Origin of the sequence: Deefgea piscis (assembly GCF_013284055.1) — a bacterium.
In the GTDB taxonomy this organism is placed as follows: Bacteria; Pseudomonadota; Gammaproteobacteria; order Burkholderiales; family Chitinibacteraceae; genus Deefgea; species Deefgea piscis.
In genome coordinates this window covers 1,411,981-1,437,985 of sequence record NZ_CP054143.1, presented here as the reverse complement: position 1 = coordinate 1,437,985, position 26,005 = coordinate 1,411,981, and the positions used below count along the sequence as shown (strand labels likewise).

The following is a 26,005-nucleotide window of genomic DNA, read 5'->3' as shown; positions in this document are numbered from 1 at the left end:
AGTACAATCGCATTTGTCATAAGCTGTGCGTAGACTTCAAAATAGAACAATCTATCTGGAGTCTGATCATGGCCGAGCAAATCATTGCAGCAAATAGTGGCGCAAAACAACAAATCGTCGTCGTTCAAGGCGAAGCATTTATTAAAGATGCTCGCGGTCAGCTGCAAGCGATTAAAGCCGGCGATGTATTGCTTGAAGGCCAAGTCATCGTTACCGATGCCCAGGGTCACCTCACCGTACTACTGCCTAATGGACAAATCATCGAACTGGGCGCCGATCGATCTTTATTGATCGACGGCGACCTGCTCGGCACCGCCCCTACCGACAGCACCGAAGCCGCTGTCGCCAAAACCAATGACAGTGCCGACCAAATCATCAATGCCCTCAACGAAGGCAAAGATCTCTCGACCGATTTAGAAGCCACTGCTGCAGGCCTTAATGCCGGTGGCGGCACCGACGAAGGCAGTGGTTTTGTGCGTTTAATGCGCGTTGCCGAAGGCGTTGATCCACTCAGCTTTAATTTTGCGTCTGCACTTGATGCCACTGAGCCACCTCCGACAGCCACTTTTGCCGACGTGGTCGCCGCAGAAATCATTGCTGACAACAAAAATCCAGAATTTGTTGACGACAATAATGCTCCTCTCGGTAGTGATCAAACAGCAACAACACCCGAAGACACGCCAATCAGCGGCAAATTACTCGCAAAAGACGACAATGGCGACCCACTGGTCTTTAACAAAACCAGCGATCCAGCGCACGGTACCGTCGTCGTCGACATCAATGGCAACTGGACCTACACCCCAAACAAAGACTACACCGGCCCAGATCAATTCCAAGTTCAAGTCAACGACGGCAAAGGCGGCACCGACACGATTACTGTTAATGTCGGCGTTACCCCGGTCAATGATCCAGCGATCATCGGTGGGGTGAAACAAGGTGAAGTCACTGAAGACGTCGCAGTTGTCGGTAATGAAATCAAAACCCAAGGTCAGTTGACCATTACCGATCCGGATGCCGGCGAAGCCGTATTCCAAACCCAAAATACCACGGGCAAGTATGGCCAGTTTGCGGTTAATGCTGCAGGCTTGTGGACGTATACCGTCGACAATAGCCAAGGCATTGTGCAAGGCTTGGACGACAAAGAAACCCTCACTGAAAGCTTCACGGTCTTGTCCAAAGACGGTACGCCAGTGACGATTACGGTCGTGGTGAATGGCACGAACGATGCGCCAGTCGCAACCGCCGCTACGCTCAATGTGAAAGAAGACGACGCGCAGGTGAATGGTCAATTGATCGCCACCGACGTGGATGTTGAGAAACTCACCTTCGCCGCTAAAAACCCATTGCCAGCTGGCTTGACGCTCAACGCCGACGGCAGCTACACCTTTAACCCAGCGGATCCAGCGTACAACAGCCTTAAAGCCGGTGAAGAACTTAAAATCACCGTACCGTATACCGTTACCGATGGCACAGTGACGGTCGATAGCACCTTGTCGTTGACCATTACCGGCACCAACGACAAGCCAGTGGTCACCCCACCGACTGAACCAGTACCACCGACGGTTAACTTCGACCCGAACACTGGGACCTACACCCACAATGTGCCGGAAGACACGATTGTGACCGGTAAAGTCAACGGCGCCGATGTGGATGGCGACACCTTGTCGTTCACACAAGCGAGCAACCCAGCACACGGTAAAGTGGTGCTGAATCCGGATGGCAGCTACACCTACACGCCAAACCTCGACTACATCGGTAGCGACAGCTTCACGGTCACCGTCTCCGACGGCAAAGGCGGTACCGCCTTGGCCACGGTGAACATCAACCTCACGCCCGCCTCTGATCCAGCGATCATCGGTGGGGTGAAACAAGGTGAAGTCACTGAAGACGTCGCAGTTGTGGGTAATGAAATCAAAACCCAAGGTCAGTTGACCATTACCGATCCGGATGCCGGCGAAGCCGTATTCCAAACCCAAAATACCACGGGCAAGTATGGCCAGTTTGCGGTTAATGCTGCAGGCTTGTGGACGTATACCGTCGACAATAGCCAAGGCATTGTGCAAGGCTTGGACGACAAAGAAACCCTCACTGAAAGCTTCACGGTCTTGTCCAAAGACGGTACGCCAGTGACGATTACGGTCGTGGTGAATGGCACGAACGATGCGCCAGTCGCAACCGCCGCTACGCTCAATGTGAAAGAAGACGACGCGCAGGTGAATGGTCAATTGATCGCCACCGACGTGGATGTTGAGAAACTCACCTTCGCCGCTAAAAACCCATTGCCAGCTGGCTTGACGCTCAACCCCGACGGCAGCTACACCTTTGACCCAACTGATCCGGCGTACAACAGCCTTAAAGCCGGTGAAGAACTTAAAATCACCGTACCGTATACCGTTACCGATGGCACGGTGACGGTCGATAGCACCTTGTCGTTGACCATTACCGGCACCAACGACAAGCCAGTGGTCACCCCACCGACTGAACCAGTACCACCGACGGTTAACTTCGACCCGAACACCGGGACCTACACCCACAATGTGCCGGAAGACACGATTGTGATCGGTAAAGTCAACGGCGCCGATGTGGATGGCGACACCTTGTCGTTCACACAAGCGAGCAACCCAGCACACGGTAAAGTGGTGCTGAATCCGGATGGCAGCTACACCTACACGCCAAACCTCGACTACATCGGTAGCGACAGCTTCACGGTCACCGTCTCCGACGGCAAAGGCGGTACCGCCTTGGCCACGGTGAACATCAACCTCACGCCCGCCTCTGATCCAGCGATCATCGGTGGGGTGAAACAAGGTGAAGTCACTGAAGACGTCGCAGTTGTCGGTAATGAAATCAAAACCCAAGGTCAGTTGACCATTACCGATCCGGATGCCGGCGAAGCCGTATTCCAAACCCAAAATACCACGGGCAAGTATGGCCAGTTTGCGGTTAATGCTGCAGGCTTGTGGACGTATACCGTCGACAATAGCCAAGGCATTGTGCAAGGCTTGGACGACAAAGAAACCCTCACTGAAAGCTTCACGGTCTTGTCCAAAGACGGTACGCCAGTGACGATTACGGTCGTGGTGAATGGCACGAACGATGCGCCAGTCGCAACCGCCGCTACGCTCAATGTGAAAGAAGACGACGCGCAGGTGAATGGTCAATTGATCGCCACCGACGTGGATGTTGAGAAACTCACCTTCGCCGCTAAAAACCCATTGCCAGCTGGCTTGACGCTCAACCCCGACGGCAGCTACACCTTTGACCCAACTGATCCGGCGTACAACAGCCTTAAAGCCGGTGAAGAACTTAAAATCACCGTACCGTATACCGTTACCGATGGCACGGTGACGGTCGATAGCACCTTGTCGTTGACCATTACCGGCACCAACGACAAGCCAGTGGTCACCCCACCGACTGAACCAGTACCACCGACGGTTAACTTCGACCCGAACACCGGCACCTACACCCACAATGTGCCGGAAGACACGATTGTGATCGGTAAAGTCAACGGCGCCGATGTGGATGGCGACACCTTGTCGTTCACACAAGCGAGCAACCCAGCACACGGTAAAGTGGTGCTGAATCCGGATGGCAGCTACACCTACACGCCAAACCTCGACTACATCGGTAGCGACAGCTTCACGGTCACCGTCTCCGACGGCAAAGGCGGTACCGCCTTGGCCACGGTGAACATCAACCTCACGCCCGCCTCTGATCCAGCGATCATCGGTGGGGTGAAACAAGGTGAAGTCACTGAAGACGTCGCAGTTGTCGGCAATGAAATCAAAACCCAAGGTCAGTTGACCATTACCGATCCGGATGCTGGCGACGCCGTCTTCCAAACCCAAAATACCACGGGCAAGTATGGCCAGTTTGCGGTTAATGCGGCAGGCTTGTGGACGTATACCGTCGACAATAGCCAAGGCATTGTGCAAGGCTTGGACGACAAAGAAACCCTCACTGAAAGCTTCACCGTCTTGTCCAAAGACGGTACGCCAGTGACGATTACGGTCGTGGTGAATGGCACGAACGATGCGCCAGTCGCAACCGCCGCTACGCTCAATGTGAAAGAAGACGACGCGCAGGTGAATGGTCAATTGATCGCCACCGACGTGGATGTTGAGAAACTCACCTTCGCCGCTAAAAACCCATTGCCAGCTGGCTTGACGCTCAACGCCGACGGCAGCTACACCTTTAACCCAGCGGATCCAGCGTACAACAGCCTTAAAGCCGGTGAAGAACTTAAAATCACCGTACCGTATACCGTTACCGATGGCACAGTGACGGTCGATAGCACCTTGTCGTTGACCATTACCGGCACCAACGACAAGCCAGTGGTCACCCCACCGACTGAACCAGTACCACCGACGGTTAACTTCGACCCGAACACTGGGACCTACACCCACAATGTGCCGGAAGACACGATTGTGACCGGTAAAGTCAACGGCGCCGATGTGGATGGCGACACCTTGTCGTTCACACAAGCGAGCAACCCAGCACACGGTAAAGTGGTGCTGAATCCGGATGGCAGCTACACCTACACGCCAAACCTCGACTACATCGGTAGCGACAGCTTCACGGTCACCGTCTCCGACGGCAAAGGCGGTACCGCCTTGGCCACGGTGAACATCAACCTCACGCCCGCCTCTGATCCAGCGATCATCGGTGGGGTGAAACAAGGTGAAGTCACTGAAGACGTCGCAGTTGTGGGTAATGAAATCAAAACCCAAGGTCAGTTGACCATTACCGATCCGGATGCCGGCGAAGCCATCTTCCAAACCCAAAATACCACGGGCAAGTATGGCCAGTTTGCGGTTAATGCTGCAGGCTTGTGGACGTATACCGTCGACAATAGCCAAGGCATTGTGCAAGGCTTGGACGACAAAGAAACCCTCACTGAAAGCTTCACCGTCTTGTCCAAAGACGGTACGCCAGTGACGATTACGGTCGTGGTGAATGGCACGAACGATGCGCCAGTCGCAACCGCCGCTACGCTCAATGTGAAAGAAGACGACGCGCAGGTGAATGGTCAATTGATCGCCACCGACGTGGATGTTGAGAAACTCACCTTCGCCGCTAAAAACCCATTGCCAGCTGGCTTGACGCTCAACGCCGACGGCAGCTACACCTTTAACCCAGCGGATCCAGCGTACAACAGCCTTAAAGCCGGTGAAGAACTTAAAATCACCGTACCGTATACCGTTACCGATGGCACAGTGACGGTCGATAGCACCTTGTCGTTGACCATTACCGGCACCAACGACAAGCCAGTGGTCACCCCACCGACTGAACCAGTACCACCGACGGTTAACTTCGACCCGAACACTGGGACCTACACCCACAATGTGCCGGAAGACACGATTGTGACCGGTAAAGTCAACGGCGCCGATGTGGATGGCGACACCTTGTCGTTCACACAAGCGAGCAACCCAGCACACGGTAAAGTGGTGCTGAATCCGGATGGCAGCTACACCTACACGCCAAACCTCGACTACATCGGTAGCGACAGCTTCACGGTCACCGTCTCCGACGGCAAAGGCGGTACCGCCTTGGCCACGGTGAACATCAACCTCACGCCCGCCTCTGATCCAGCGATCATCGGTGGGGTGAAACAAGGTGAAGTCACTGAAGACGTCGCAGTTGTGGGTAATGAAATCAAAACCCAAGGTCAGTTGACCATTACCGATCCGGATGCCGGCGAAGCCATCTTCCAAACCCAAAATACCACGGGCAAGTATGGCCAGTTTGCGGTTAATGCTGCAGGCTTGTGGACGTATACCGTCGACAATAGCCAAGGCATTGTGCAAGGCTTGGACGACAAAGAAACCCTCACTGAAAGCTTCACCGTCTTGTCCAAAGACGGTACGCCAGTGACGATTACGGTCGTGGTGAATGGCACGAACGATGCGCCAGTCGCAACCGCCGCTACGCTCAATGTGAAAGAAGACGACGCGCAGGTGAATGGTCAATTGATCGCCACCGACGTGGATGTTGAGAAACTCACCTTCGCCGCTAAAAACCCATTGCCAGCTGGCTTGAAGCTCAACGCCGACGGCAGCTACAGCTTTGACCCAACTGATCCGGCCTACAACAGCCTTAAAGCCGGTGAAGAACTTAAAATTACTGTGCCGTATACCGTTACCGATGGCACGGTGACCGTCGATAGCACCTTGTCGTTGACCATTACCGGCACCAACGACAAGCCAGTGGTCACCCCACCGACTGAACCAGTACCACCGACGGTTAACTTCGACCCGAACACCGGGACCTACACCCACAATGTGCCGGAAGACACGATTGTGACCGGTAAAGTCAACGGCGCTGATGTGGATGGCGACACCTTGTCGTTCACACAAGCGAGCAACCCAGCACACGGTAAAGTGGTGCTGAATCCGGATGGCAGCTACACCTACACGCCAAATCTCGACTACATCGGTAGCGACAGCTTTACGGTCACCGTCTCCGACGGCAAAGGCGGTACCGCCTTGGCCACGGTGAACATCAACCTCACGCCCGCCTCTGATCCAGCGATCATCGGTGGGGTGAAACAAGGTGAAGTCACTGAAGACGTCGCAGTTGTCGGTAATGAAATCAAAACCCAAGGTCAGTTGACCATTACCGATCCGGATGCCGGCGAAGCCGTATTCCAAACCCAAAATACCACGGGCAAGTATGGCCAGTTTGCGGTTAATGCTGCAGGCTTGTGGACGTATACCGTCGACAATAGCCAAGGCATTGTGCAAGGCTTGGACGACAAAGAAACCCTCACTGAAAGCTTCACGGTCTTGTCCAAAGACGGTACGCCAGTGACGATTACGGTCGTGGTGAATGGCACGAACGATGCGCCAGTCGCAACCGCCGCTACGCTCAATGTGAAAGAAGACGACGCGCAGGTGAATGGTCAATTGATCGCCACCGACGTGGATGTTGAGAAACTCACCTTCGCCGCTAAAAACCCATTGCCAGCTGGCTTGACGCTCAACGCCGACGGCAGCTACACCTTTAACCCAGCGGATCCAGCGTACAACAGCCTTAAAGCCGGTGAAGAACTTAAAATCACCGTACCGTATACCGTTACCGATGGCACAGTGACGGTCGATAGCACCTTGTCGTTGACCATTACCGGCACCAACGACAAGCCAGTGGTCACCCCACCGACTGAACCAGTACCACCGACGGTTAACTTCGACCCGAACACTGGGACCTACACCCACAATGTGCCGGAAGACACGATTGTGACCGGTAAAGTCAACGGCGCCGATGTGGATGGCGACACCTTGTCGTTCACACAAGCGAGCAACCCAGCACACGGTAAAGTGGTGCTGAATCCGGATGGCAGCTACACCTACACGCCAAATCTCGACTACATCGGTAGCGACAGCTTTACGGTCACCGTCTCCGACGGCAAAGGCGGTACCGCCTTGGCCACGGTGAACATCAACCTCACGCCCGCCTCTGATCCAGCGATCATCGGTGGGGTGAAACAAGGTGAAGTCACTGAAGACGTCGCAGTTGTCGGTAATGAAATCAAAACCCAAGGTCAGTTGACCATTACCGATCCGGATGCCGGCGAAGCCGTATTCCAAACCCAAAATACCACGGGCAAGTATGGCCAGTTTGCGGTTAATGCTGCAGGCTTGTGGACGTATACCGTCGACAATAGCCAAGGCATTGTGCAAGGCTTGGACGACAAAGAAACCCTCACTGAAAGCTTCACGGTCTTGTCCAAAGACGGTACGCCAGTGACGATTACGGTCGTGGTGAATGGCACGAACGATGCGCCAGTCGCAACCGCCGCTACGCTCAATGTGAAAGAAGACGACGCGCAGGTGAATGGTCAATTGATCGCCACCGACGTGGATGTTGAGAAACTCACCTTCGCCGCTAAAAACCCATTGCCAGCTGGCTTGACGCTCAACGCCGACGGCAGCTACACCTTTAACCCAGCGGATCCAGCGTACAACAGCCTTAAAGCCGGTGAAGAACTTAAAATCACCGTACCGTATACCGTTACCGATGGCACAGTGACGGTCGATAGCACCTTGTCGTTGACCATTACCGGCACCAACGACAAGCCAGTGGTCACCCCACCGACTGAACCAGTACCACCGACGGTTAACTTCGACCCGAACACTGGGACCTACACCCACAATGTGCCGGAAGACACGATTGTGACCGGTAAAGTCAACGGCGCCGATGTGGATGGCGACACCTTGTCGTTCACACAAGCGAGCAACCCAGCACACGGTAAAGTGGTGCTGAATCCGGATGGCAGCTACACCTACACGCCAAACCTCGACTACATCGGTAGCGACAGCTTCACGGTCACCGTCTCCGACGGCAAAGGCGGTACCGCCTTGGCCACGGTGAACATCAACCTCACGCCCGCCTCTGATCCAGCGATCATCGGTGGGGTGAAACAAGGTGAAGTCACTGAAGACGTCGCAGTTGTGGGTAATGAAATCAAAACCCAAGGTCAGTTGACCATTACCGATCCGGATGCCGGCGAAGCCATCTTCCAAACCCAAAATACCACGGGCAAGTATGGCCAGTTTGCGGTTAATGCTGCAGGCTTGTGGACGTATACCGTCGACAATAGCCAAGGCATTGTGCAAGGCTTGGACGACAAAGAAACCCTCACTGAAAGCTTCACCGTCTTGTCCAAAGACGGTACGCCAGTGACGATTACGGTCGTGGTGAATGGCACGAACGATGCGCCAGTCGCAACCGCCGCTACGCTCAATGTGAAAGAAGACGACGCGCAGGTGAATGGTCAATTGATCGCCACCGACGTGGATGTTGAGAAACTCACCTTCGCCGCTAAAAACCCATTGCCAGCTGGCTTGACGCTCAACCCCGACGGCAGCTACACCTTTAACCCAGCGGATCCAGCGTACAACAGCCTTAAAGCCGGTGAAGAACTTAAAATCACCGTACCGTATACCGTTACCGATGGCACGGTGACCGTCGATAGCACCTTGTCGTTGACCATTACCGGCACCAACGACAAGCCAGTGGTCACCCCACCGACTGAACCAGTACCACCGACGGTTAACTTCGACCCGAACACCGGGACCTACACCCACAATGTGCCGGAAGACACGATTGTGACCGGTAAAGTCAACGGCGCCGATGTGGATGGCGACACCTTGTCGTTCACACAAGCGAGCAACCCAGCACACGGTAAAGTGGTGCTGAATCCGGATGGCAGCTACACCTACACGCCAAACCTCGACTACATCGGTAGCGACAGCTTTACCGTCACCGTCTCCGACGGCAAAGGCGGTACCGCCTTGGCCACGGTGAACATCAACCTCACGCCCGTTGACGATGCCAGTATCTTGCGCGCCGATAGCCAAACTGTTCTTGAAGACACGCCAGCTACAGGTAATGTGCTGACTAATGATAGCGATGTTGATAGCGCTTTAACCGTCGCAACCTTCTCGGTGGATGGCCGCAACTTCACCGCTGGGCAAACAGCAACGATTGCTAACGTAGGTACATTGACCATTAGCAGCAACGGTGAATACACCTTTACCCCAGCGCCAAACTGGAATGGCGCGATGCCGCAAGCGACTTATGTTACCAACACCGGTAGCAGCAGTACGCTCAATGTGACAGTGACCCCAGTTAACGATGCAAGTGTTTTGCGCGCTGATAGCCAAACTGTTCTTGAAGACACGCCAGCTACAGGTAATGTGCTGACCAATGATAGCGATGTTGATAGCGCTTTAACCGTCGCAACCTTCTCGGTGGATGGTCGCAACTTCACCGCGGGCCAAACAGCAACGATTGCTAACGTGGGGACATTGACCATTAGCAGCAACGGTGAATACACCTTTACCCCAGCGCCAAACTGGAATGGTGCGATGCCGCAAGCGACTTATGTCACCAACACCGGTAGCAGCAGTACGCTCAATGTGACCGTTAACCCGGTGAACGATGCACCAACGCTCGATCTTGATGCCAGCATGGAAGATACGAGTTTTAAAACGACATATGTCGAAAATGGCAGCGGAACGCCAATTGCAGACATCGACAGCCTGATCGGTGATGTGGATAGCGCCAACCTACAAAGTGCGACCATTGTATTGACCAATGCTCAGTTGGGCGATGTATTAAGCACTGTCGGTTTGCCAAATGGGATTGTCGCGTCACAAAGCGTCGTTAACGGTCAAATTGTATTAACCCTGACCGGCAGCGCATCCAAAGCTGCTTATGAGACGGCCATCGAATCGATTCGCTTTAGCAGCACCAGCGAAAATCCGAGTGCGGCAGATCGCATTTTGAACGTGACAGTGAACGATGGCGTATCCAATAGCAATACTGCCATTAGTACGATTACTGTCGTGCCAGTCAATGATGCGCCAACCTTTGTATCTAGCTCATCTGCGACGGTATCAGAAGAAGGTTTGAAAGGCGGTATTGCAGATACCGCAGGCACATCAGACACCAGCAATTCCACTACCGCCACAGGAAACGTAATTTTCAGTGACGTGGATAGCTCTTCGCTCACCTACACATTAACTGCGCCAACAGGTTTAACCTCGGGTGGCCAAGCGATTGTTTGGAGCGGTAATGGCAGTGGTACGCTGGTCGGCACGGTTGGCAATCAAACCATTGCTACGATTTCCATTGATGGCACTGGCAAATACAACGTGACGTTATCGGGCCCAATCGATCACGCCGACAAAACGACTGAAGATGTGAAGTCGTTTGATGTGAAGGTTAGCGCATCGGATGGCACTTCATCGAGCTCGGGTCAATTTACCATCAAGGTTGAAGATGATGCGCCGGTAGGACAAAGCACAACTGCAACGGTGCAAATGCCATATATCAGCACCAATTTAGTCCTGACTTTAGACACCTCGGGCAGCATGGCTGATCCAAGCGGGATTGCGGGTAAAACGCGCTTACAAGTGGCCAAAGAGGCGTTAACGCAGCTGATTAACGATTACGATAACGTGGGTGACGTTAAAATCATGTTGGTTGGCTTTAGCTCATCGGCTACCACCCAACTCTTTAATGGCAATACTTGGCTCACCGCCGCAGAAGCAAAAGCCATATTGGCTAACTTTACTGCCAATGGTGGAACCAATTACGACGCTGCAGCCGGGCAGGTCATGCAAAACTTTGACAAACCTGGCAAACTCGTCGGCGGCCAAAACGTAGGGTATTTCTTCTCTGACGGCGCACCAAATACGGGCTTAGGTTTAGATAGTACCGAAACCAAAACATGGACTGACTTCTTAAATGCCAAAGATATTAATTCGCTGTCAATTGGCTTAGGTACTGGGGTGGCTGGCACCAACCTCGATCCTCTCGCTTACAACGGTACAGGATCGGGCACCGAAGCGAACTCAATTATCGTCACTAATTTGGCGCAATTGCCGCCGATCTTACGCGATACCATCCTCACGCCAACAGCAGGCAATATTACTGGTGGGCTAGTTGGATCAGCGGTCGCTGGGTTTGGTGCCGATGGCGGCCATATCAACGACATCACCGTTGACGGGGTGAAATACACCTTTAATACTGTGGGCAATAGCATCACCACCACAGCCAATGGCAGCACTTATACCTTTGACCCTGTGACGCATACTTTAAAAGTCACTACGGCATTGGGTGGGCAATTCATCATTGATATGGATGATGGTAAATACACCTACACGCCGCCAGTAAACTTACAAAGTAATGCCAGCGAGAATATTGGCTTTACCTTGGTCGACAATGATGGCGACCTAGATAAATCCAATAGTAAATTGACGATCAATGTCATTCCACCGCGCTATAACACTGCCCCGGTACTGGTTGATGACTTTAGCTTTACCAAAGCCAATCAAGCGATTTCACTTGATCTGCTAGCCAATGATAAAGACTTGCAAGGCGATAAATTAACGCTGACTGGCACGCCAACACTCCTTTCTGGACAAGGTGTGGTCACCATTGATCCTAAAACGGGCTTACCAGTCTTTACACCAAGCGCCAACTTTATTGGTGAAGCCACCATCCGCTACACCGTGAGTGATGGTTTCGGCGGCACATCCAGTGCGATTTGGACGGTCAAAGTCGTGCCTGAAAGCAATATCCTAGATGGTTCAAATGAAGGTGGCGTCGGCTCATACTTTGTAACAGGCCCAGAATCTGATGCTGGCAATGTCATTCAAGTCTCCACTGCAGGCTATCACTCAGCGACTGGCGGCGGTGCGGGAAAAAGTTACGCCAGTACCGCGACTGGTAACGATCAAGTCATCCTCACTGGGGGCAGCAATGATCACGTTGAGGCGGGAGCCGGCAATGACTTAATCTACATGGGGGAAACGCAAGATTACAACAATTCCGTTGCCACCAAAGATGCTAACTTCTTCCTCGCTAGTCAATTTATGACCAGTGCCGACGGTACTTTATCCACTACAACCAATAACGATAAGTTAGTACTTGGTATTGTGAATGAAATGCAGCCAGTCACCGACCTCGTCAACGCGGGCAGCGGCAATGACACCGTATTTGGTGAGAATGGCTCAGACGCTCTGTATGGCAATGCTGGTAACGACAAGCTGTTTGGTGGAGCTGGGATTGATGCCTTGCGCGGTGGCGCAGGTAATGACTTACTCGTTGGCGGTTCGGGTAACGATATTCTGCGCGGCGATGCGGGATCTGACACCTTTAAGTGGACGCTGGGAGACCAAGGCACTGCTGGTGCACCAGCCCGTGATGTGGTGATGGACTTCAACAACGCCAAATCAGGCAATGCTGTGGGCGATGTGGATAAACTCGATCTGCGCGACTTACTCCAAGGCGAAAATACTGGCAGCCTCACCCAGTATCTGCACTTTGAGAAATCGGGTTCAGACACCATCATTCACGTGAGTAGCAAAGGTGAATTTAGCAATGGCAATTGGACAACGAAAGAAGACCAAGTCATTACCTTGCAAGGCGTTGATCTCACTACATCAGGTAGTGATCAAGCCATCATCAATGACCTACTCAGCAAAGGAAGGCTGATTACTGATTAAGCAGGATGACAAAAAGGCCAGATTTAATATCTGGCCTTTTTTTATTTGCATCACCACGCTGTCAACTGACCCTAAGGCTTCTTGACTCATCTAAAGGTAAATTCCAGCGGCAACGCGCAAATTTCCACTCAATGTATCAATGAATAACAGCCGATAAAACTTGCTCTATTTGATTTTATCTTTGGTAATCAAGCCCGTTACACCACCTAGCCCCAGCTCTTGTAATTTCTGCCATTCAGCTTCGGTGCGAACTTGCTCGGCAATCGTTAATATGCCAAGGCTATCGGCCATACGGACAATTTCTTTCAATAAGCGTTGATTGCCAGTATGTTGATCAATATCGAGGATATAACTGCCATCAATTTTTAAATACGCCAACGGTAAATCATATAAGCGCAGCATACTGCTTACCGCGCGACCAAAATGTTCAATCCCCACTTTGACATTAAATTGATTCATTTCCGCCGCAAAGGTGGCCAACGTTTCAAACTCTTGCGTAAAACTATTGCCATTAATATCAAACCACAGGCGAGCGCGAATCTCAGAACTTAAGCCTTGCAAGATTTTTACTAGCTCAGCGCGAAATGGCAAATGACTCAATGATTCAATATCTAAATTCACTGCATAATTGGCCGAGTGCTGCTGCAATTCTTTCACTGCTAAGCGAATTGCCGCTAAATCCAGCTCAGCCGTTAAACCAAAACGCTTGGCAAAAGGCATAAAGACCCCGGCGCTCAATAAGCGATCGCTGCCGGCCTCAGGTAGGCGCAGCATTAACTCTTGATGAATCACCCGCCCTTGCCAATCGAGTACTGGATATTGCGCAGCCACAAACTGTTGCAATTGAACTGCTTGCTGCAAGCAAGTACGCCAATAGGTATTTGGATGATTCACCAGCGCCACATTCACCTCGGCGGCCACAGCACTGATGACGCCTTGATTCTCGGCTTGCGCCAATGCCGCATCGGTTCTGGCCAGCAAAGCACCAATTGATTCACCTTGATTGAACTCGCTATAACCGATATGGATGAAGTCCTCCATACTGCTTAATGCTGCCAAGGACGCGAGCAATTGAGCAACAAATTCTGTTGGATGCTCTAGTGCGGGCATCGTTAAAGCAAAATCGCAACCATTTAGCCGAGCCGCGACCCACTCCTCACCTTGATCATCCCAGTGAGCCAAGCACGTTGCAATCTGGCTCAGCAATTGGTCCGTTGCTTGCCGCCCTAGATTTTGATTAATCTCGGCTAAATCTTTTAACCGCAGCATGAGTAAAAAACCATGGCCACTGCGATCTTCATCGTTGAGTAAACCCGACAAGCGCCCCATAAAAAAAGCCCGATTGACTAAGCCAGTCACTTGGTCGCGATTCACATCTTGGTGCAGCTGATCAATACGCTCAGATTGCTCATCAAACATTTGCTTGATTCGCACCACCATACTATTCATTGCGGCAACGACGCGGCGTAATTCAATATATGGCGGCTCGGCAATGGTAATAAAGCGGCGTTCGCTAATCGCCTCTGCCTGTGCAATCATCTGTTGAATCGGCTGGCGCACGCGATTAAATAGCGCCCAAACCAATACGGCCACTAAGACCCCACCACCCATAATCCAAAAGAATAATTTAACGACGCCACTCCATAGCGACTCGTAGGCAAATTTGCTATGCGCACGGACCTCTACAGCACCTGCCTGCTGCCAACCCTTATTCACCAAAGCTTGCCCCGATGCCACATCAATCGGAAATAATTGCATAAACCAAGCTGGCACATTGCTAGGCAGCTCTTTATTTTTGAGCTCAATGATTATTTTTTTATGTGGATCACGAAATCGAATCAGCTCAAAATGCCCAGAATCAAACAAAGCCGATGTCATTAACTCAATCATTGCCGGATCTTCGGCCTGCTGAGACAAAGACAAGGCCAAAGACGATGCATTATCACTACTTTGTGTAAATAATTGTTGCTGCAAATAATCTCGTGCGCTCAATGTGCTCACAATTAAGCTCACCATAAAAGCAAGCAACGTGGAGATTATTATTAGTAATAATACTTGGCGAATTAAAGACACGTGGTCATTCCTTATTGTCAATACCATCGGCTTGCATACGCAATAAAACATCTTTCCAACGTGATAAACGATCAATCGACGCCGACGGTTGCTTGCCACTACCAGCAAACACACCTTCATGATTAAAACTAAATACGGGAGTTAAATCTGGGCGGCGACTTGCTGGGCGAATTTCACTAATTAAATTATCTAAAACCAATGGCTCAGCATCTGGTTCGCTATAATAAGTCAAGACCATATGCGCCTGACTAATTGTACTATTAGTGCCTCCTATTTTGGCTTTTACATAGCTTAACCTTAACTTATCAGTAGAAACCCCAGTATCTTTTAATGCCATATATTTAATAATTGCAAAGTCTTCACAATCCCCAGCTGATTTACCGATCATTTCGAGTGGCGTCGCCCAGTAATCGGCTTGATTCCACAATATTTGGTCTTCAACAAACTGAAATCTACGATTGATATACTCATTAATTCGTTTAAGTTTATCGGCCTCGGGTAATGTTTTGCTACTGAGCAAAAGTTGCTGCATTTCTGCCACAGTTTTAACCGTGTTGGCGGCATAACGTTGTTGCGCTAACTTAAGCAAACGATCAAAATCCCAAGCTGAAAAAACGGGAAATGCCCAAAGCATGGTGAGCAACAGTAAGCTGCAAATCCATCCGTAATCAGGACGCTGCAAATTGAACATTTCGATCTTTTCTCGACGATTTGGCTATAGTAGTAATTGTTAATACTAGAGCATTAATGAAGTCATTTAGGTAAACTAGTCAACAAATCAGCTCGCTTATAACATTAATACATCATACTAAATTGGACATTGAGAAATATGAAGCTAAAAACAATTGCAATTTTATTCCTCACTCTAAGTAGCACCACCAGCTTTGCAGCTTCAACTTTACGCGATGCCGTCGAACAAACTGTATTACGTAATCCAGAAATTCGTGCTAAATGGCTAGAATTTCGCGCCTCAGGAAAAGAACAAGATGTTGCGCGTGGCGGATACTACCCACATATAAATATTCAAGGTATTGCAAGCACAGAGAATCTGCAAGATCCAAAAAATAAAACCGGTAACTTCAATCACCCTAGCTACAATATTGAATTTCGCCAAATGCTGTTTGATGGTTTTGCGACTTCTGAAGAAGTTCGCCGTCTCGGTTATGGCAGCCTCACTCGCTATTATGATTTATTAGCCGCCAGTGATGCCGCTGCGCTTGAAACTACCAATGCTTATTTAGATGTATTACGCTATCGCAAATTAGTTGAACTAGCGAGCGACAATTATGCAATTCATAAAGAAACCTACAATCAAATTGTAGAACGTGTCGAAGCTGGCGTTGGTCGCCGTGTTGATTTAGAAATGGCAACTGGTCGTTTAGCATTAGCCGAATCCAATTGGCTCACTGAATCATCGAATTTACTCGATGTTTCTGCCCGCTATGAACGCCTGACTGGCGTAGCGCCTGATGCAAAAATGAGTGATGCCCCAGATTTAGGCTCATTTAGCCCAAAAGATTTAAATAATCTAAAAGATGCATTACGTAATAATCCCAGCTTTTTAGCTGCTATTTATAATATTCGCAGCGCGCGGGCTGCTGCGACGGCGAAAAAGAGTGGTTTTTATCCACAACTTTATTTCCGCGCCGCGCATGGTTACGATAAAAATCGCGACAATGTTGATGGCAATTATCGCGATAGCAAAGCGCAGCTGATTGTTGATTACAATATTTTCCGTGGTGGCAGCGATGTCGCTTTGGCCAGCCAATACGCCGAACAGCTCAATATCACCTATGAATTGCGCGATAAAGCCTGTCGCGATTTACGCCAAACCACCCAAATTGCGTGGAATGATACTTATCGCCTCACCGAACAACGTAAATACCTCGATCAGCACGTACTCTCAACCGAAAAAGCGCGTGATGCATTCCGTCGTCAATTTGATATTGGCCAACGTTCATTACTCGACTTATTAGATACTGAAAACGAGTTATTTGAAGCCAAACGCGCCCTCGTTCGCGCTGAATATGATCATCAGCTGGCGTATGCCCGCGTATTGACCCAAGCGCATGAATTACTCTCTGCACTGCAAATCTCGCCACTAGAAAACATTGCACCCGATTCTGATCTTGGCGGCGGCGAAGCAGAAGATGATAAAGCCAACTGCTTGGGCGCTTTGATTCCAGCCGTAGCACTTGATCGTGAGGCGGCTCTGGCTGGCCGACCACCACGTATTGCCACACCGGTGGTTCCTACTACACCAGAAACGCCAGCTAACAATAATAGCTGCGATAAATCGATTACCGAGATGGTAGAAAGCTGGCGCAGCCAATGGGCAGAGAAAAAGGTTGATGCCTATTTGGCGCAATATGCCAGCCAGTTTGAAGCCTCAGGCAAGCGCACTCGCGCTGATTGGGAAAATAAACGCCGTAGCCGCTTAAATAAAGAAGGCGCGATTACTTTGAAATTTGATAACTTAAGCTGCAGCAATGTCAGCAAAGATCAAGCCAAAGTGACCTTTAAACAAAGCTACAGCTCAAGCAACTATCAAGACATTGTTGAAAAAACCCTTGATCTGGTTTCCGAAGGCGGCAAATGGAAAATCAAACGCGAACAAGTCACCAGCGGACGTAGCGAATAAAGCCAAGTTCACCAGCCAACAGCCCGTTATTCGACGGGCTGTTTTTATTTTAACCTAGGGTCTGTTGACGTTTGCTTTCCCGCCGCTGCTTACGCGATTTTCGCGGCGAATCAAGGCGTAGTCAGCGATGCATAGTCATGCAATGTGCGCTTGCTACAACGCGGAGTCACCGCGAAAACTAGCGCATCTGTTACCATCGGGCGTGTCACTACCGTAAAAAATCAATATGAAACTGCAACTGATTGCTGTCGGCCACAAAATGCCGAATTGGATTACTGAAGGCTTTACCGAATACGCCAAACGCATGCCACGTGATTTTGCGCTAACGCTGACTGAGCTTAAGCCCGATAAACGCATCAGCGCGCGCACGCCGCAGCAAGTGATGAGCGAAGAAGCCGATCGCATTTTGGCGGCGATTCCCGATGGCGCACGCGTATTGGCACTCGATGAGCGCGGTGCCAATTGGACGACGATGAAACTCGCCGAAAACATGAAAAACTGGCAAATCGACGGCCGCGAAACGGTGTTTATTATCGGCGGCACCGATGGCCTTGATCCACGTATTAAGCAACGCGCCGACCAATTATTGCAGCTATCAGCCATGACGATGCCCCACGGCATGGTGCGCGTCTTGCTCGCCGAGCAACTGTATCGCGCGGTGTCGATTATTAATAACCATCCTTATCATCGAGAATAAGGCGGGCATCATGGGCTACTTGCTTCCCATCATGCTGTTTTGCGTGCTAGCCCTATTTGCCGATATTGGCGAGCGTGGCATGGGGGCTTTGCTACTCTATGGCTTGATAGTGATTGCGTACTTAATCGGATTTGGCCTGCGACACGCTTGGCGCAAGCAAGCACCGCCGTTTAACGCCGTCACGCTCGGCTGCTGGTTGATTTCTACCTTCTTTTTTGCTCAGGCTTTATCTTCATTATGACCCAACTCTACCTCGCCTCTGGCAGCCCACGCCGCAAAGAATTACTCGCGCAAACCGGCGTGATGTTTGAACGCATCGCCGCGCCTATCGATGAAACGCCCCACTCCGCCGAACAGCCACGTGATTACGTGATTCGTATGGCGGTAGAAAAAGCCGAATCCGGCTGGCAACATTTAATATCGATGGGTTTGGCGCTCAAACCCGTGCTTGCATCCGACACTTCGGTGGTGTTCGCCGATGAGATTTTAGGCAAGCCGCTGGATGCCGCCGACGCTGCGGCGATGCTACGTAAACTCTCTGGTAATACGCACGAAGTACTGACTAGCTTGGCACTGCGCGACGAACATGGCGTGCAAACCCGATTAAGCGTCAGCCGCGTCACCTTTGCCCAACTGAGCGACGCACAAATCGCCACTTATGTAGCCAGCGGCGAGCCAATGGACAAAGCCGGCGCGTATGGTATTCAAGGCTTGGGCGGCGTATTTGTCGCGCATCTGGACGGCAGTTTTACCGGTGTCATGGGTTTACCCTTGCACGATACTGCGGCATTATTGGCGGAACATGGCTTAGGCATTTTGGCGCAATAGCGTTACTGATAACACGCATTAATACTGCGCCGCAGGCCGTTTAAATGATCGCCCGCAGCGACAAGCACTTATTTTTTAGATGTATTGAGCTGCAGACTTTACTTAAAAAGACCTGCAAGCAAATACCCATAAGGACAGACACAATGGCAATCCACACTTTTGAACTACGTAACGAATACATCGCGCTATGCGATTTAATTAAAAACCTTGGTATTTCACATTCCGGTGGCGCGGCCAAACTGATGGTCGCAGAAGGCTTAGTCGAAGTCGATGGCGTACTCGAAAGCCGTAAAACCGCCAAAATCCGCCCAGGCATGGTGGTTAAAGTTTTAGGCGAAGAAATCCACGTTGTCGCCAGCGACGCTTAACCGCGCCAAACATTACGAATCACCAGCAACGCTGCAGCGGCATACGCGAACAAGATCAACAGCAAAATCGGCAACATCGCGCCACTGAGCGTTAAGTTGTTGCCGAGTGCTTGCGGCAAAACAAATAGCAGATACTGCAACAAAAAAAACCCCGCCAAGCTCAGCAATAATTGACGCAAGCGGTACAGTACCCGCTGCACGAAAGAACGACGTTGCAACATAAACCACATCCGCAGCAAAAAGAGGAAGGCGATTTATACCGTAAGCAAATGACGGTAGCATGACGCTGCTTACAAAATCCCCCTCAAGCCACTGCGGCGATCAAACCGCCAGTCAAATCCAGTGCATTGCCTTGACTTTGAGGACTGAGCTGTAAATTTTCCCCACAAAAACACAATCGCCCGTCCCCTTCGATCAGCACTTTACCGGCCGCCAATTCTCGATGCTCGCCGCGATACAACTCAACATCTTCCGTTGACTGATCGTGCGTCAACCAGACGCCCCCCTCTTCGCACCACAACTGGGCAGGGTGGCTCAGCTCAACCACCAATAATTCATTTTTTACTACATTCAATCGTAGATAGGTGACCATAACTATCATCCCTTTGGCATAATGGATTCACTATATCCAATAAACTAACGCTGATCGCTGATGATTTTTTGGCCTTGATGTGAATAAAATTCACACAACACCAATTTCATACTTTTGCAGCAGGAACAAAGAATGAGCCAACTACCACCACAGGCGGCACTGCGGGCATTTGAAGCGGTAGCGCGCTTAGGGAATGTCGTTAAAGCCGCCGAATCGCTCAATGTGACGCACAGCGCCATTAGCCATCAACTGCGAACGATTGAAGATTTTCTCGGCGTGTCTTTGTTTTTACGCGAAGGAAAGCGCCTGCAACTCACCGAGGAAGGCCGCATTTATGCCCTACGAATTCGTGGCGCAATGGCCGATTTACAAGACGCCACACAGCGCGTACTGACGCGCCCGAAACCCAATGACATAACCATCGGCATCGTGCCCTCGTTTGCACTCAATTGGCTGGTGCCGCGCCTACCCGACTTTAAAGCCCAATACCCGCAATATACGATCTGGCTACGGGCCGGTTTGGGCTTTGAAGAAATGAATAATGGCCAACTTGATATGGCGATCCGCATGGGTGCAGGCGGCTGGGATGGGATGAAACAAATCCACTTAATGGACGAACAACTATTAGTCGTCGCATCGCCCAGCTATCAACCTCGGCCAACATCAGCTAATGCGCTTAAAACTGCGACCATCATCCACAATCCGGCAATCCCTTGGGCAACATGGTGCCAAGCGGCAGGGCTGGCCGATTGGCGGCCCACGCCAACCTATTCGTACAATGACAGCAACTTAGAACTTGAAGCCGCACGCCTAGGCCATGGTGTCATGCTGGCGCGCAGCTCGCTGGTTGAAGCGCATTTTGCCAATGGCACGCTGATCCCCATCACCGATATTCGCGTTCCCTACCAATACCCATACTGGCTGGTTTGGCCGGATCGGAGCAGCACCAGCCAAAAAATCGCAGACTTCACTCGCTGGATTACCAGCCAAGCAAATGACTACCTAAAAAAATCAAATGTATAGGCATGCATACTTTATTTAATAAAGACTACAAGCTTATACCCACTAGAGATCGCCGTTCAAAACAAACGTCAACCAAGCCCGGCTGAAACCCGTAAAATAGCGTTTTCGCTTTTGAATTTCTGCCGCCATGACCATCATCTTGTCCACGCTCAACGCCCGTTACACGCACGCCTCGCTAGGATTGCGCTATTTGCAGGCCAATATGGGCGATTTGCAGTCGCAAACTGAAATCATGGAGTTTGTGATTGGCGGTAAAACCACGGAGTTTGCCGAGCGTCTGTTGGCCAAAAATCCGCAGATCATCGGCTTTGGCGTTTACATTTGGAACGTTGAAGAAACCGCCCGCTTGGTGGCGCTGATTAAGCGCGTTGCGCCGCACATCAAAATCATCCTCGGCGGTCCGGAAGTCTCTTTTGAGACCACGGAGCAAACGATTGTCAAAGACGCTGATTTTGTCATCACCGGCTGGGGCGAGGTGACGCTGCCTGATTTGTGTCGCCAGATTCTCAATGGCCCACAGCCCTTAATGAAAATCCATGTCGGCGTGCAAGCCAAGCTGGATGACTTACAACTACCGTATTCGCTGTATACCGATGACGACATCAAAAACCGCACGCTGTATGTTGAAGCTTCACGGGGGTGTCCATTTAAGTGCGAATTTTGCCTTTCAGCGCTAGATAAAACCGCGTGGCCATTTGAGCTAGAGCGCTTTTTGGCCGAGATGGAAACGCTGTATCAGCGCGGCGCGCGGCTATTTAAATTTGTCGATCGCACGTTTAATCTCAATATCAAAACCAGCCTGCGCATTATGCAGTTCTTCCTCGATAAAATTGCCGCGCATCCGGATGATCCGGTGTTCGCGCACTTTGAGGTGGTGCCCGATCATCTGCCGGAGGCGCTTAAAGACGGCATTAAAGCATTCCCGGCAGGCAGCCTGCAGTTTGAAATCGGCATTCAAAGCTTTAATCCCGAAGTACAAACCTTGGTCAGCCGCAAGCAAAATAATGAAAAAGCGGCCGAGAATATCCGCTGGCTGGTGGAAAATTCACACGCGCATATGCATGTAGATTTAATCGCGGGCTTGCCCGGTGAAACCGTGGCAAGTTTTGGCGTTGGCTTTGATCAACTGTATGCGCTTAAGCCGCATGAAATTCAATTTGGGATTTTAAAACGCCTGCGCGGCACGCCAATTATTCGCCATACCGCCGAATTTGCCATGGTGTACGACCCGTTCCCGCCGTACACCATCTTGGCCAATCGCGACATCGACTTCACCACCATGCAGCGCTTGGTGCGCTTTGCGCGTTACTGGGATTTGGTCGCCAATTCGGGGCGCTTTGCCAATACGCTGCCAGTGCTATTGGGCGACGCGCCATTTGCTAACTTTATGGCGTTTGCCGACTGGCTCTACGCCAGCACCGACGCCACGCATCGTATCGCGCTCGATCGCTTAGCGAAAATGGTCGCGCTATGGCTGCAAACGCAAGGTATGTCAGCCGTCGCGGCAGGCGCTTTACTGGAAAGCGATTACGCTGGCAAACAACACAAACCCAAAGCCGCCACCGAAACCGTTGCCCCATCACGACAAGCGCAGCATCTACACGCTTAGATAGGTATAGCAATGCCCGCTTTATTCAATAAGCGATATATTGATATACCTAATAAATAGCGGTAATGTTCAGATTACGTGTTGATGGTTTTAAGTGCCTGCGGCACACTGTTTTACAGTCGCAGTCCGCGACGAGGACTCTCTTTTCTTTGTCTCGCCAAAGAAAAGAGGGGAAAAGAAAGGCGACCCGAGCGCGCCCAGCTCCGCTGTGCCCTCGATCGTCGTGAGCCAAACGATATAGCTGTTTGTCTCTCTCCTCACTCGGTGCGCTTAAACGGGATTTAAAGCCCCAGCTCGACGAGCGCGGCACAGCATCAAATCTGAAAACATTGCCTAAATAGCAACTACACGCATATCAATTGGCAAAGCCATAATCTACTGCATAAAAAAGCCAGTTCACAATGAACTGGCTTTTTTTCAGCGCCAACTCGCTTAAGGCAAAGGCACAATGGCGTGTTCGCCTTGTAGTGCTGGTTCGGCCTGTGGGTAGAAAAAGAGACCTTGGTAATCGGTCGCAAACTTCGCTGGCGATTTAAATTGCGCTAACTGCGCGCGCAAAGCCGGATCTGTTGGCGCGTGAATAAAGCCAGCTTTCAAATTGGATTGTTTTAATAACGCCTCTAGGGTATTTGGCGCTAGCACAACATCCTGAACGCCAGTATCCCAATACTTATTAGTTTTGCCACCCAGCGCGGCCAATTTCGCAATATAAACTTGCTCGCCAAAGCGCTGTTTTAAATGCCAGCCCATGCTGTAAATTGGCTGCTGCGTCGCTGGATCGACACCACTGACTTGTGGCAAACCATGCGATGAATTAGTCCAAACAATCACCTTTTTACCAGCAAAGGGTTGCTCAAGCAGCCATTGCACATTGTCAGCTAGCACTGGGTTACGTAAGTCATAATTAGCGTCATCGGTATGCTGTTGGCGGCCAACGCTGGCTTCAATCGATTTGACTTGTTGACACCACCAACCGGCCGATTCACGCAATGGCGTTTGCCCAGTAGCGGCGTTTTGACACAGCTCGGCTTTGAGCTGGGTGCTCACTTGCTTAAATTGCGTTAAATCCATGCCCTGGCTATTGAGCTCAATGGCTCGTTTAGCCACTTGGCGATATTCAGGCCAATTGGCCTGCGCCGGAATGCTTGAGCCTTTCTGCTGTAGATATTGCGTCATCGTCGGCAATAATTCGTTAATCGACGTCGATCCAGCAAGCGGAAGATCAAATCCAGCTAAAATCAGCGGCCGCTCGCTGCTGCGTGCCTGATCGATATACGCCAAGGCTTTGCGACTGGCGTCAGTTTGTGAATACATATAAAACACCCGGCCCGGCGCTAATTCGACCACACTGGCGTCTTTCTCGGTGGCGCTACGCCAGATACCTTCGACGTCAAACATCGCGCTTTCAATCAATAGCACCTCAAAATCTTTGTTCTGATACAGGTATTGCACTAGTCGATTCATCAATTCATAGGCATTTTTATCGGCGTAACTGTCTTCATTGAGCACCACTAAACGTGCATCCCCCACGGCAGCACCAAAAGCGGCCAAATCTTGCTGATCAGTGGCTTGAGCGGCATCTAAGGTCTGCAAAGGCTGCATCGTTTGACTGAACCAGTTTTGTAAGTTTTTTTCAGTTTCGGCATTGATTACCGACGCAGTGGATTCCACTGCAGCTGGTTTTTCTCCACAAGCGGCTAAAGCAAGACTCATTGCGGTAAGAATAATGAGGTGACGCATTTGTTTTCCTTGTTGCATTCAATCAACACCAATTTCAAAAGGGGGCAAATCATAGCGCATATATGCTGTCATTCAGCACAAGCTTATCGTTATACCCGTGCAATCAATAAACATCTTTGATTTCAAATAAACCCAGCCAAATCATTCAATTGATTAATACCACCAGCAATGTGGCCTCTGTTTGAGCATGAAAAACTGCGTGTTCAATCACAATACAAACTCAAGCACGCGAAATTGCTTCAAAATGTGGCCCAAGATCAAATACCAACGATAACGTCGTCAACGACCTCACTTTTATTGATGGAAGAATTGGAAATACCGTGGAATTACTAAATATTGACTGCCTAGGCAAACCTTTGCGACTCGAAGGCAGCTTAGCCGGCTGGCAACAGCTGTTTTGGAACAACACACTGGTCGCAGAAAAAGCCGCCTCAGCCGATCGTGAAGGCGCCAGCGCACTGCAATTTACGCTGAATGACCCCATGTCTGGCGAACAACACATTCGCCTTGAAACCCATTTGCAATGGCAACCTTTTGTTTTGGACTATCGCTTATTGATTGATCAAACGGTTGTTGCCAAGGGGACTCGTAATACTCAGGATATTGAGCGACAAAGCCCAGTCGTTCCGCATCAAAAGATCAATAAGCTCAGTTTGCTGGGTCTGGGAGTTTTAGCGTTAAAACTATTTAAAAGCGCCAAACTGATTAAAGTGGCGCTGGCTGGCGCGAGTGTTGCGGCTTATTCTTGGTTGTTTTCCTTCCAATTTGCGCTGGCTTTATTGGCGTGCTTGGTTTTTCATGAATACGGCCATATTCGCGCCATGAAATATTTTGGGATGAAAACCAAAGGGATTTACCTCATTCCATTCTTAGGTGGCTTGGCGCTGTCGGATGAAAAAATCAACACTCGCTGGCAAGACGTGGTCATTTCCATTATGGGGCCGAGCTTTGGCTTACTGTTATCGCTGGCGTCTTGCGTGGCGTATTGGCTGACTGGCAATGTCTTTTTTGCCGGCTTGGCCACCTTTAACGCCCTACTCAATTTATTTAATTTATTGCCGATTTTGCCACTCGATGGTGGGCATATTTTAAAGAGCATTAGTTTTTCAATGAATAGCGTGCTCGGTTTAATCGCCTGTATTGTTGCTGCCCTATTGGGCGTGTGGGTGAGCTACCATTTCGGCCTCGCCTTACTCGGATTTTTATTATTTATTGGTAGTTTAGAGATCGTTTTTGAATGGCGAGCTCGACATCAAAGCCATTTATTGCCGCTAGATCGCTATGGACAGATTTTTTCTTTGGTTTGGTATTTACTCACCGTGGCGGCGCTCATTGGCATTATTTGGTATTTTGCTGGCTTAGGTGACGATATGCTGCGTGTGCCGCTGAAAATCTTACAAAACTAATTTTGTACCGCA

General features: G+C 50.5%; 14 protein-coding genes. 9 read left to right on the top strand and 5 right to left on the bottom strand.

From position 1 onward, the window contains the following. The first annotated feature begins 68 nt into the window (after positions 1-68). Positions 69-13,016 (top strand): retention module-containing protein, encoded by a 12,948-nt coding sequence (locus HQN60_RS06930; protein WP_173532954.1) that lies wholly within the window; start codon positions 69-71, stop codon positions 13,014-13,016. 165 nt (positions 13,017-13,181) lie between these two features. Here the strand turns inward: HQN60_RS06930 and HQN60_RS06925 are convergent, their stop codons facing one another. After that, a complete protein-coding gene (locus HQN60_RS06925; RefSeq protein ID WP_173532953.1) occupies positions 13,182-15,017 on the bottom strand; it encodes a bifunctional diguanylate cyclase/phosphodiesterase in 1,836 nt (611 codons plus the stop codon). A 76-nt stretch (positions 15,018-15,093) separates the two neighbouring features. After that, positions 15,094-15,780, bottom strand: coding sequence for a transglutaminase-like cysteine peptidase (locus HQN60_RS06920; RefSeq protein WP_254456692.1), 687 nt, complete (start codon positions 15,778-15,780; stop codon positions 15,094-15,096). Positions 15,781-15,918: 138 nt separating this feature from the next. Between HQN60_RS06920 and HQN60_RS06915 the strand changes: the two genes are divergently transcribed. From HQN60_RS06915 to HQN60_RS06895, 5 genes are all read left to right on the top strand, one after another. Beyond that, complete coding sequence (locus tag HQN60_RS06915; RefSeq protein ID WP_173532952.1) at positions 15,919-17,730, top strand: TolC family outer membrane protein; 1,812 nt, start codon at positions 15,919-15,921, stop codon at positions 17,728-17,730. Between the two features lie 226 nt (positions 17,731-17,956). Further along, on the top strand, positions 17,957-18,427 hold the full coding sequence (gene rlmH, locus HQN60_RS06910) for a 23S rRNA (pseudouridine(1915)-N(3))-methyltransferase RlmH (protein ID WP_173532951.1): 471 nt from the start codon (positions 17,957-17,959) through the stop codon (positions 18,425-18,427). 10 nt (positions 18,428-18,437) lie between these two features. Beyond that, positions 18,438-18,668: a hypothetical protein gene (locus HQN60_RS06905; protein ID WP_173532950.1), complete on the top strand. Its 231-nt coding sequence runs from the start codon at positions 18,438-18,440 to the stop codon at positions 18,666-18,668. Next, positions 18,665-19,255: a Maf family protein gene (locus tag HQN60_RS06900; protein ID WP_173532949.1), complete on the top strand. Its 591-nt coding sequence runs from the start codon at positions 18,665-18,667 to the stop codon at positions 19,253-19,255. Before HQN60_RS06905 ends, HQN60_RS06900 begins: the two co-directional genes overlap by 4 nt. Positions 19,256-19,398: 143 nt before the next feature. Next, the gene (locus HQN60_RS06895) at positions 19,399-19,623 is read left to right on the top strand and encodes an RNA-binding S4 domain-containing protein (RefSeq protein ID WP_173532948.1); all 225 of its coding nucleotides are present in this window, start codon (positions 19,399-19,401) and stop codon (positions 19,621-19,623) included. Here HQN60_RS06895 and HQN60_RS06890 read toward each other — a convergent pair. Both HQN60_RS06890 and HQN60_RS06885 read right to left on the bottom strand, forming a co-directional pair. Then, the gene (locus HQN60_RS06890; RefSeq protein ID WP_173532947.1) at positions 19,620-19,844 is read right to left on the bottom strand and encodes a hypothetical protein; all 225 of its coding nucleotides are present in this window, start codon (positions 19,842-19,844) and stop codon (positions 19,620-19,622) included. The two genes, HQN60_RS06895 and HQN60_RS06890, sit on opposite strands and share 4 nt — an antisense overlap. An 83-nt stretch (positions 19,845-19,927) precedes the next feature. Further along, entirely contained in the window at positions 19,928-20,215 is a 288-nt protein-coding gene (locus tag HQN60_RS06885; protein WP_173532946.1) for a DUF2917 domain-containing protein, read from the bottom strand. Between the two features lie 132 nt (positions 20,216-20,347). Between HQN60_RS06885 and HQN60_RS06880 the strand changes: the two genes are divergently transcribed. Further along, positions 20,348-21,238 (top strand): LysR substrate-binding domain-containing protein, encoded by an 891-nt coding sequence (locus tag HQN60_RS06880; protein ID WP_173532945.1) that lies wholly within the window; start codon positions 20,348-20,350, stop codon positions 21,236-21,238. 127 nt (positions 21,239-21,365) lie between these two features. Beyond that, complete coding sequence (locus HQN60_RS06875; RefSeq protein ID WP_173532944.1) at positions 21,366-22,847, top strand: B12-binding domain-containing radical SAM protein; 1,482 nt, start codon at positions 21,366-21,368, stop codon at positions 22,845-22,847. Positions 22,848-23,279: 432 nt separating this feature from the next. Here HQN60_RS06875 and HQN60_RS06870 read toward each other — a convergent pair whose 3' ends face one another. Then, positions 23,280-24,587 carry an erythromycin esterase family protein gene (locus HQN60_RS06870; RefSeq protein WP_173532943.1) on the bottom strand — a complete coding sequence of 436 codons (1,308 nt, stop codon included), beginning with the start codon at positions 24,585-24,587 and terminating at the stop codon, positions 23,280-23,282. Between the two features lie 320 nt (positions 24,588-24,907). On the opposite strand from HQN60_RS06870, the gene HQN60_RS06865 reads away from it, so the two are divergent. Next, positions 24,908-25,993: a site-2 protease family protein gene (locus HQN60_RS06865; RefSeq protein WP_217390286.1), complete on the top strand. Its 1,086-nt coding sequence runs from the start codon at positions 24,908-24,910 to the stop codon at positions 25,991-25,993. Positions 25,994-26,005 lie beyond the last annotated feature (12 nt).

Bases quoted from the DNA above. Each gene is read 5' to 3' on its own strand.
- HQN60_RS06875 (WP_173532944.1), top strand. From the start codon at position 21,366: ATGACCATCATCTTGTCCACGCTCAACGCCCGTTACACGCACGCCTCG.
- HQN60_RS06880 (WP_173532945.1), top strand. From the start codon at position 20,348: ATGAGCCAACTACCACCACAGGCGGCACTGCGGGCATTTGAAGCGGTA.
- HQN60_RS06885 (WP_173532946.1), bottom strand. From the start codon at position 20,215: ATGGTCACCTATCTACGATTGAATGTAGTAAAAAATGAATTATTGGTG.
- HQN60_RS06900 (WP_173532949.1), top strand. From the start codon at position 18,665: ATGACCCAACTCTACCTCGCCTCTGGCAGCCCACGCCGCAAAGAATTA.
- HQN60_RS06915 (WP_173532952.1), top strand. From the start codon at position 15,919: ATGAAGCTAAAAACAATTGCAATTTTATTCCTCACTCTAAGTAGCACC.
- HQN60_RS06905 (WP_173532950.1), top strand. From the start codon at position 18,438: ATGGGCTACTTGCTTCCCATCATGCTGTTTTGCGTGCTAGCCCTATTT.
- HQN60_RS06890 (WP_173532947.1), bottom strand. From the start codon at position 19,844: ATGTTGCAACGTCGTTCTTTCGTGCAGCGGGTACTGTACCGCTTGCGT.
- HQN60_RS06920 (WP_254456692.1), bottom strand. From the start codon at position 15,780: ATGTTCAATTTGCAGCGTCCTGATTACGGATGGATTTGCAGCTTACTG.
- HQN60_RS06870 (WP_173532943.1), bottom strand. From the start codon at position 24,587: ATGCGTCACCTCATTATTCTTACCGCAATGAGTCTTGCTTTAGCCGCT.
- HQN60_RS06895 (WP_173532948.1), top strand. From the start codon at position 19,399: ATGGCAATCCACACTTTTGAACTACGTAACGAATACATCGCGCTATGC.
- HQN60_RS06930 (WP_173532954.1), top strand. From the start codon at position 69: ATGGCCGAGCAAATCATTGCAGCAAATAGTGGCGCAAAACAACAAATC.
- rlmH (WP_173532951.1), top strand. From the start codon at position 17,957: ATGAAACTGCAACTGATTGCTGTCGGCCACAAAATGCCGAATTGGATT.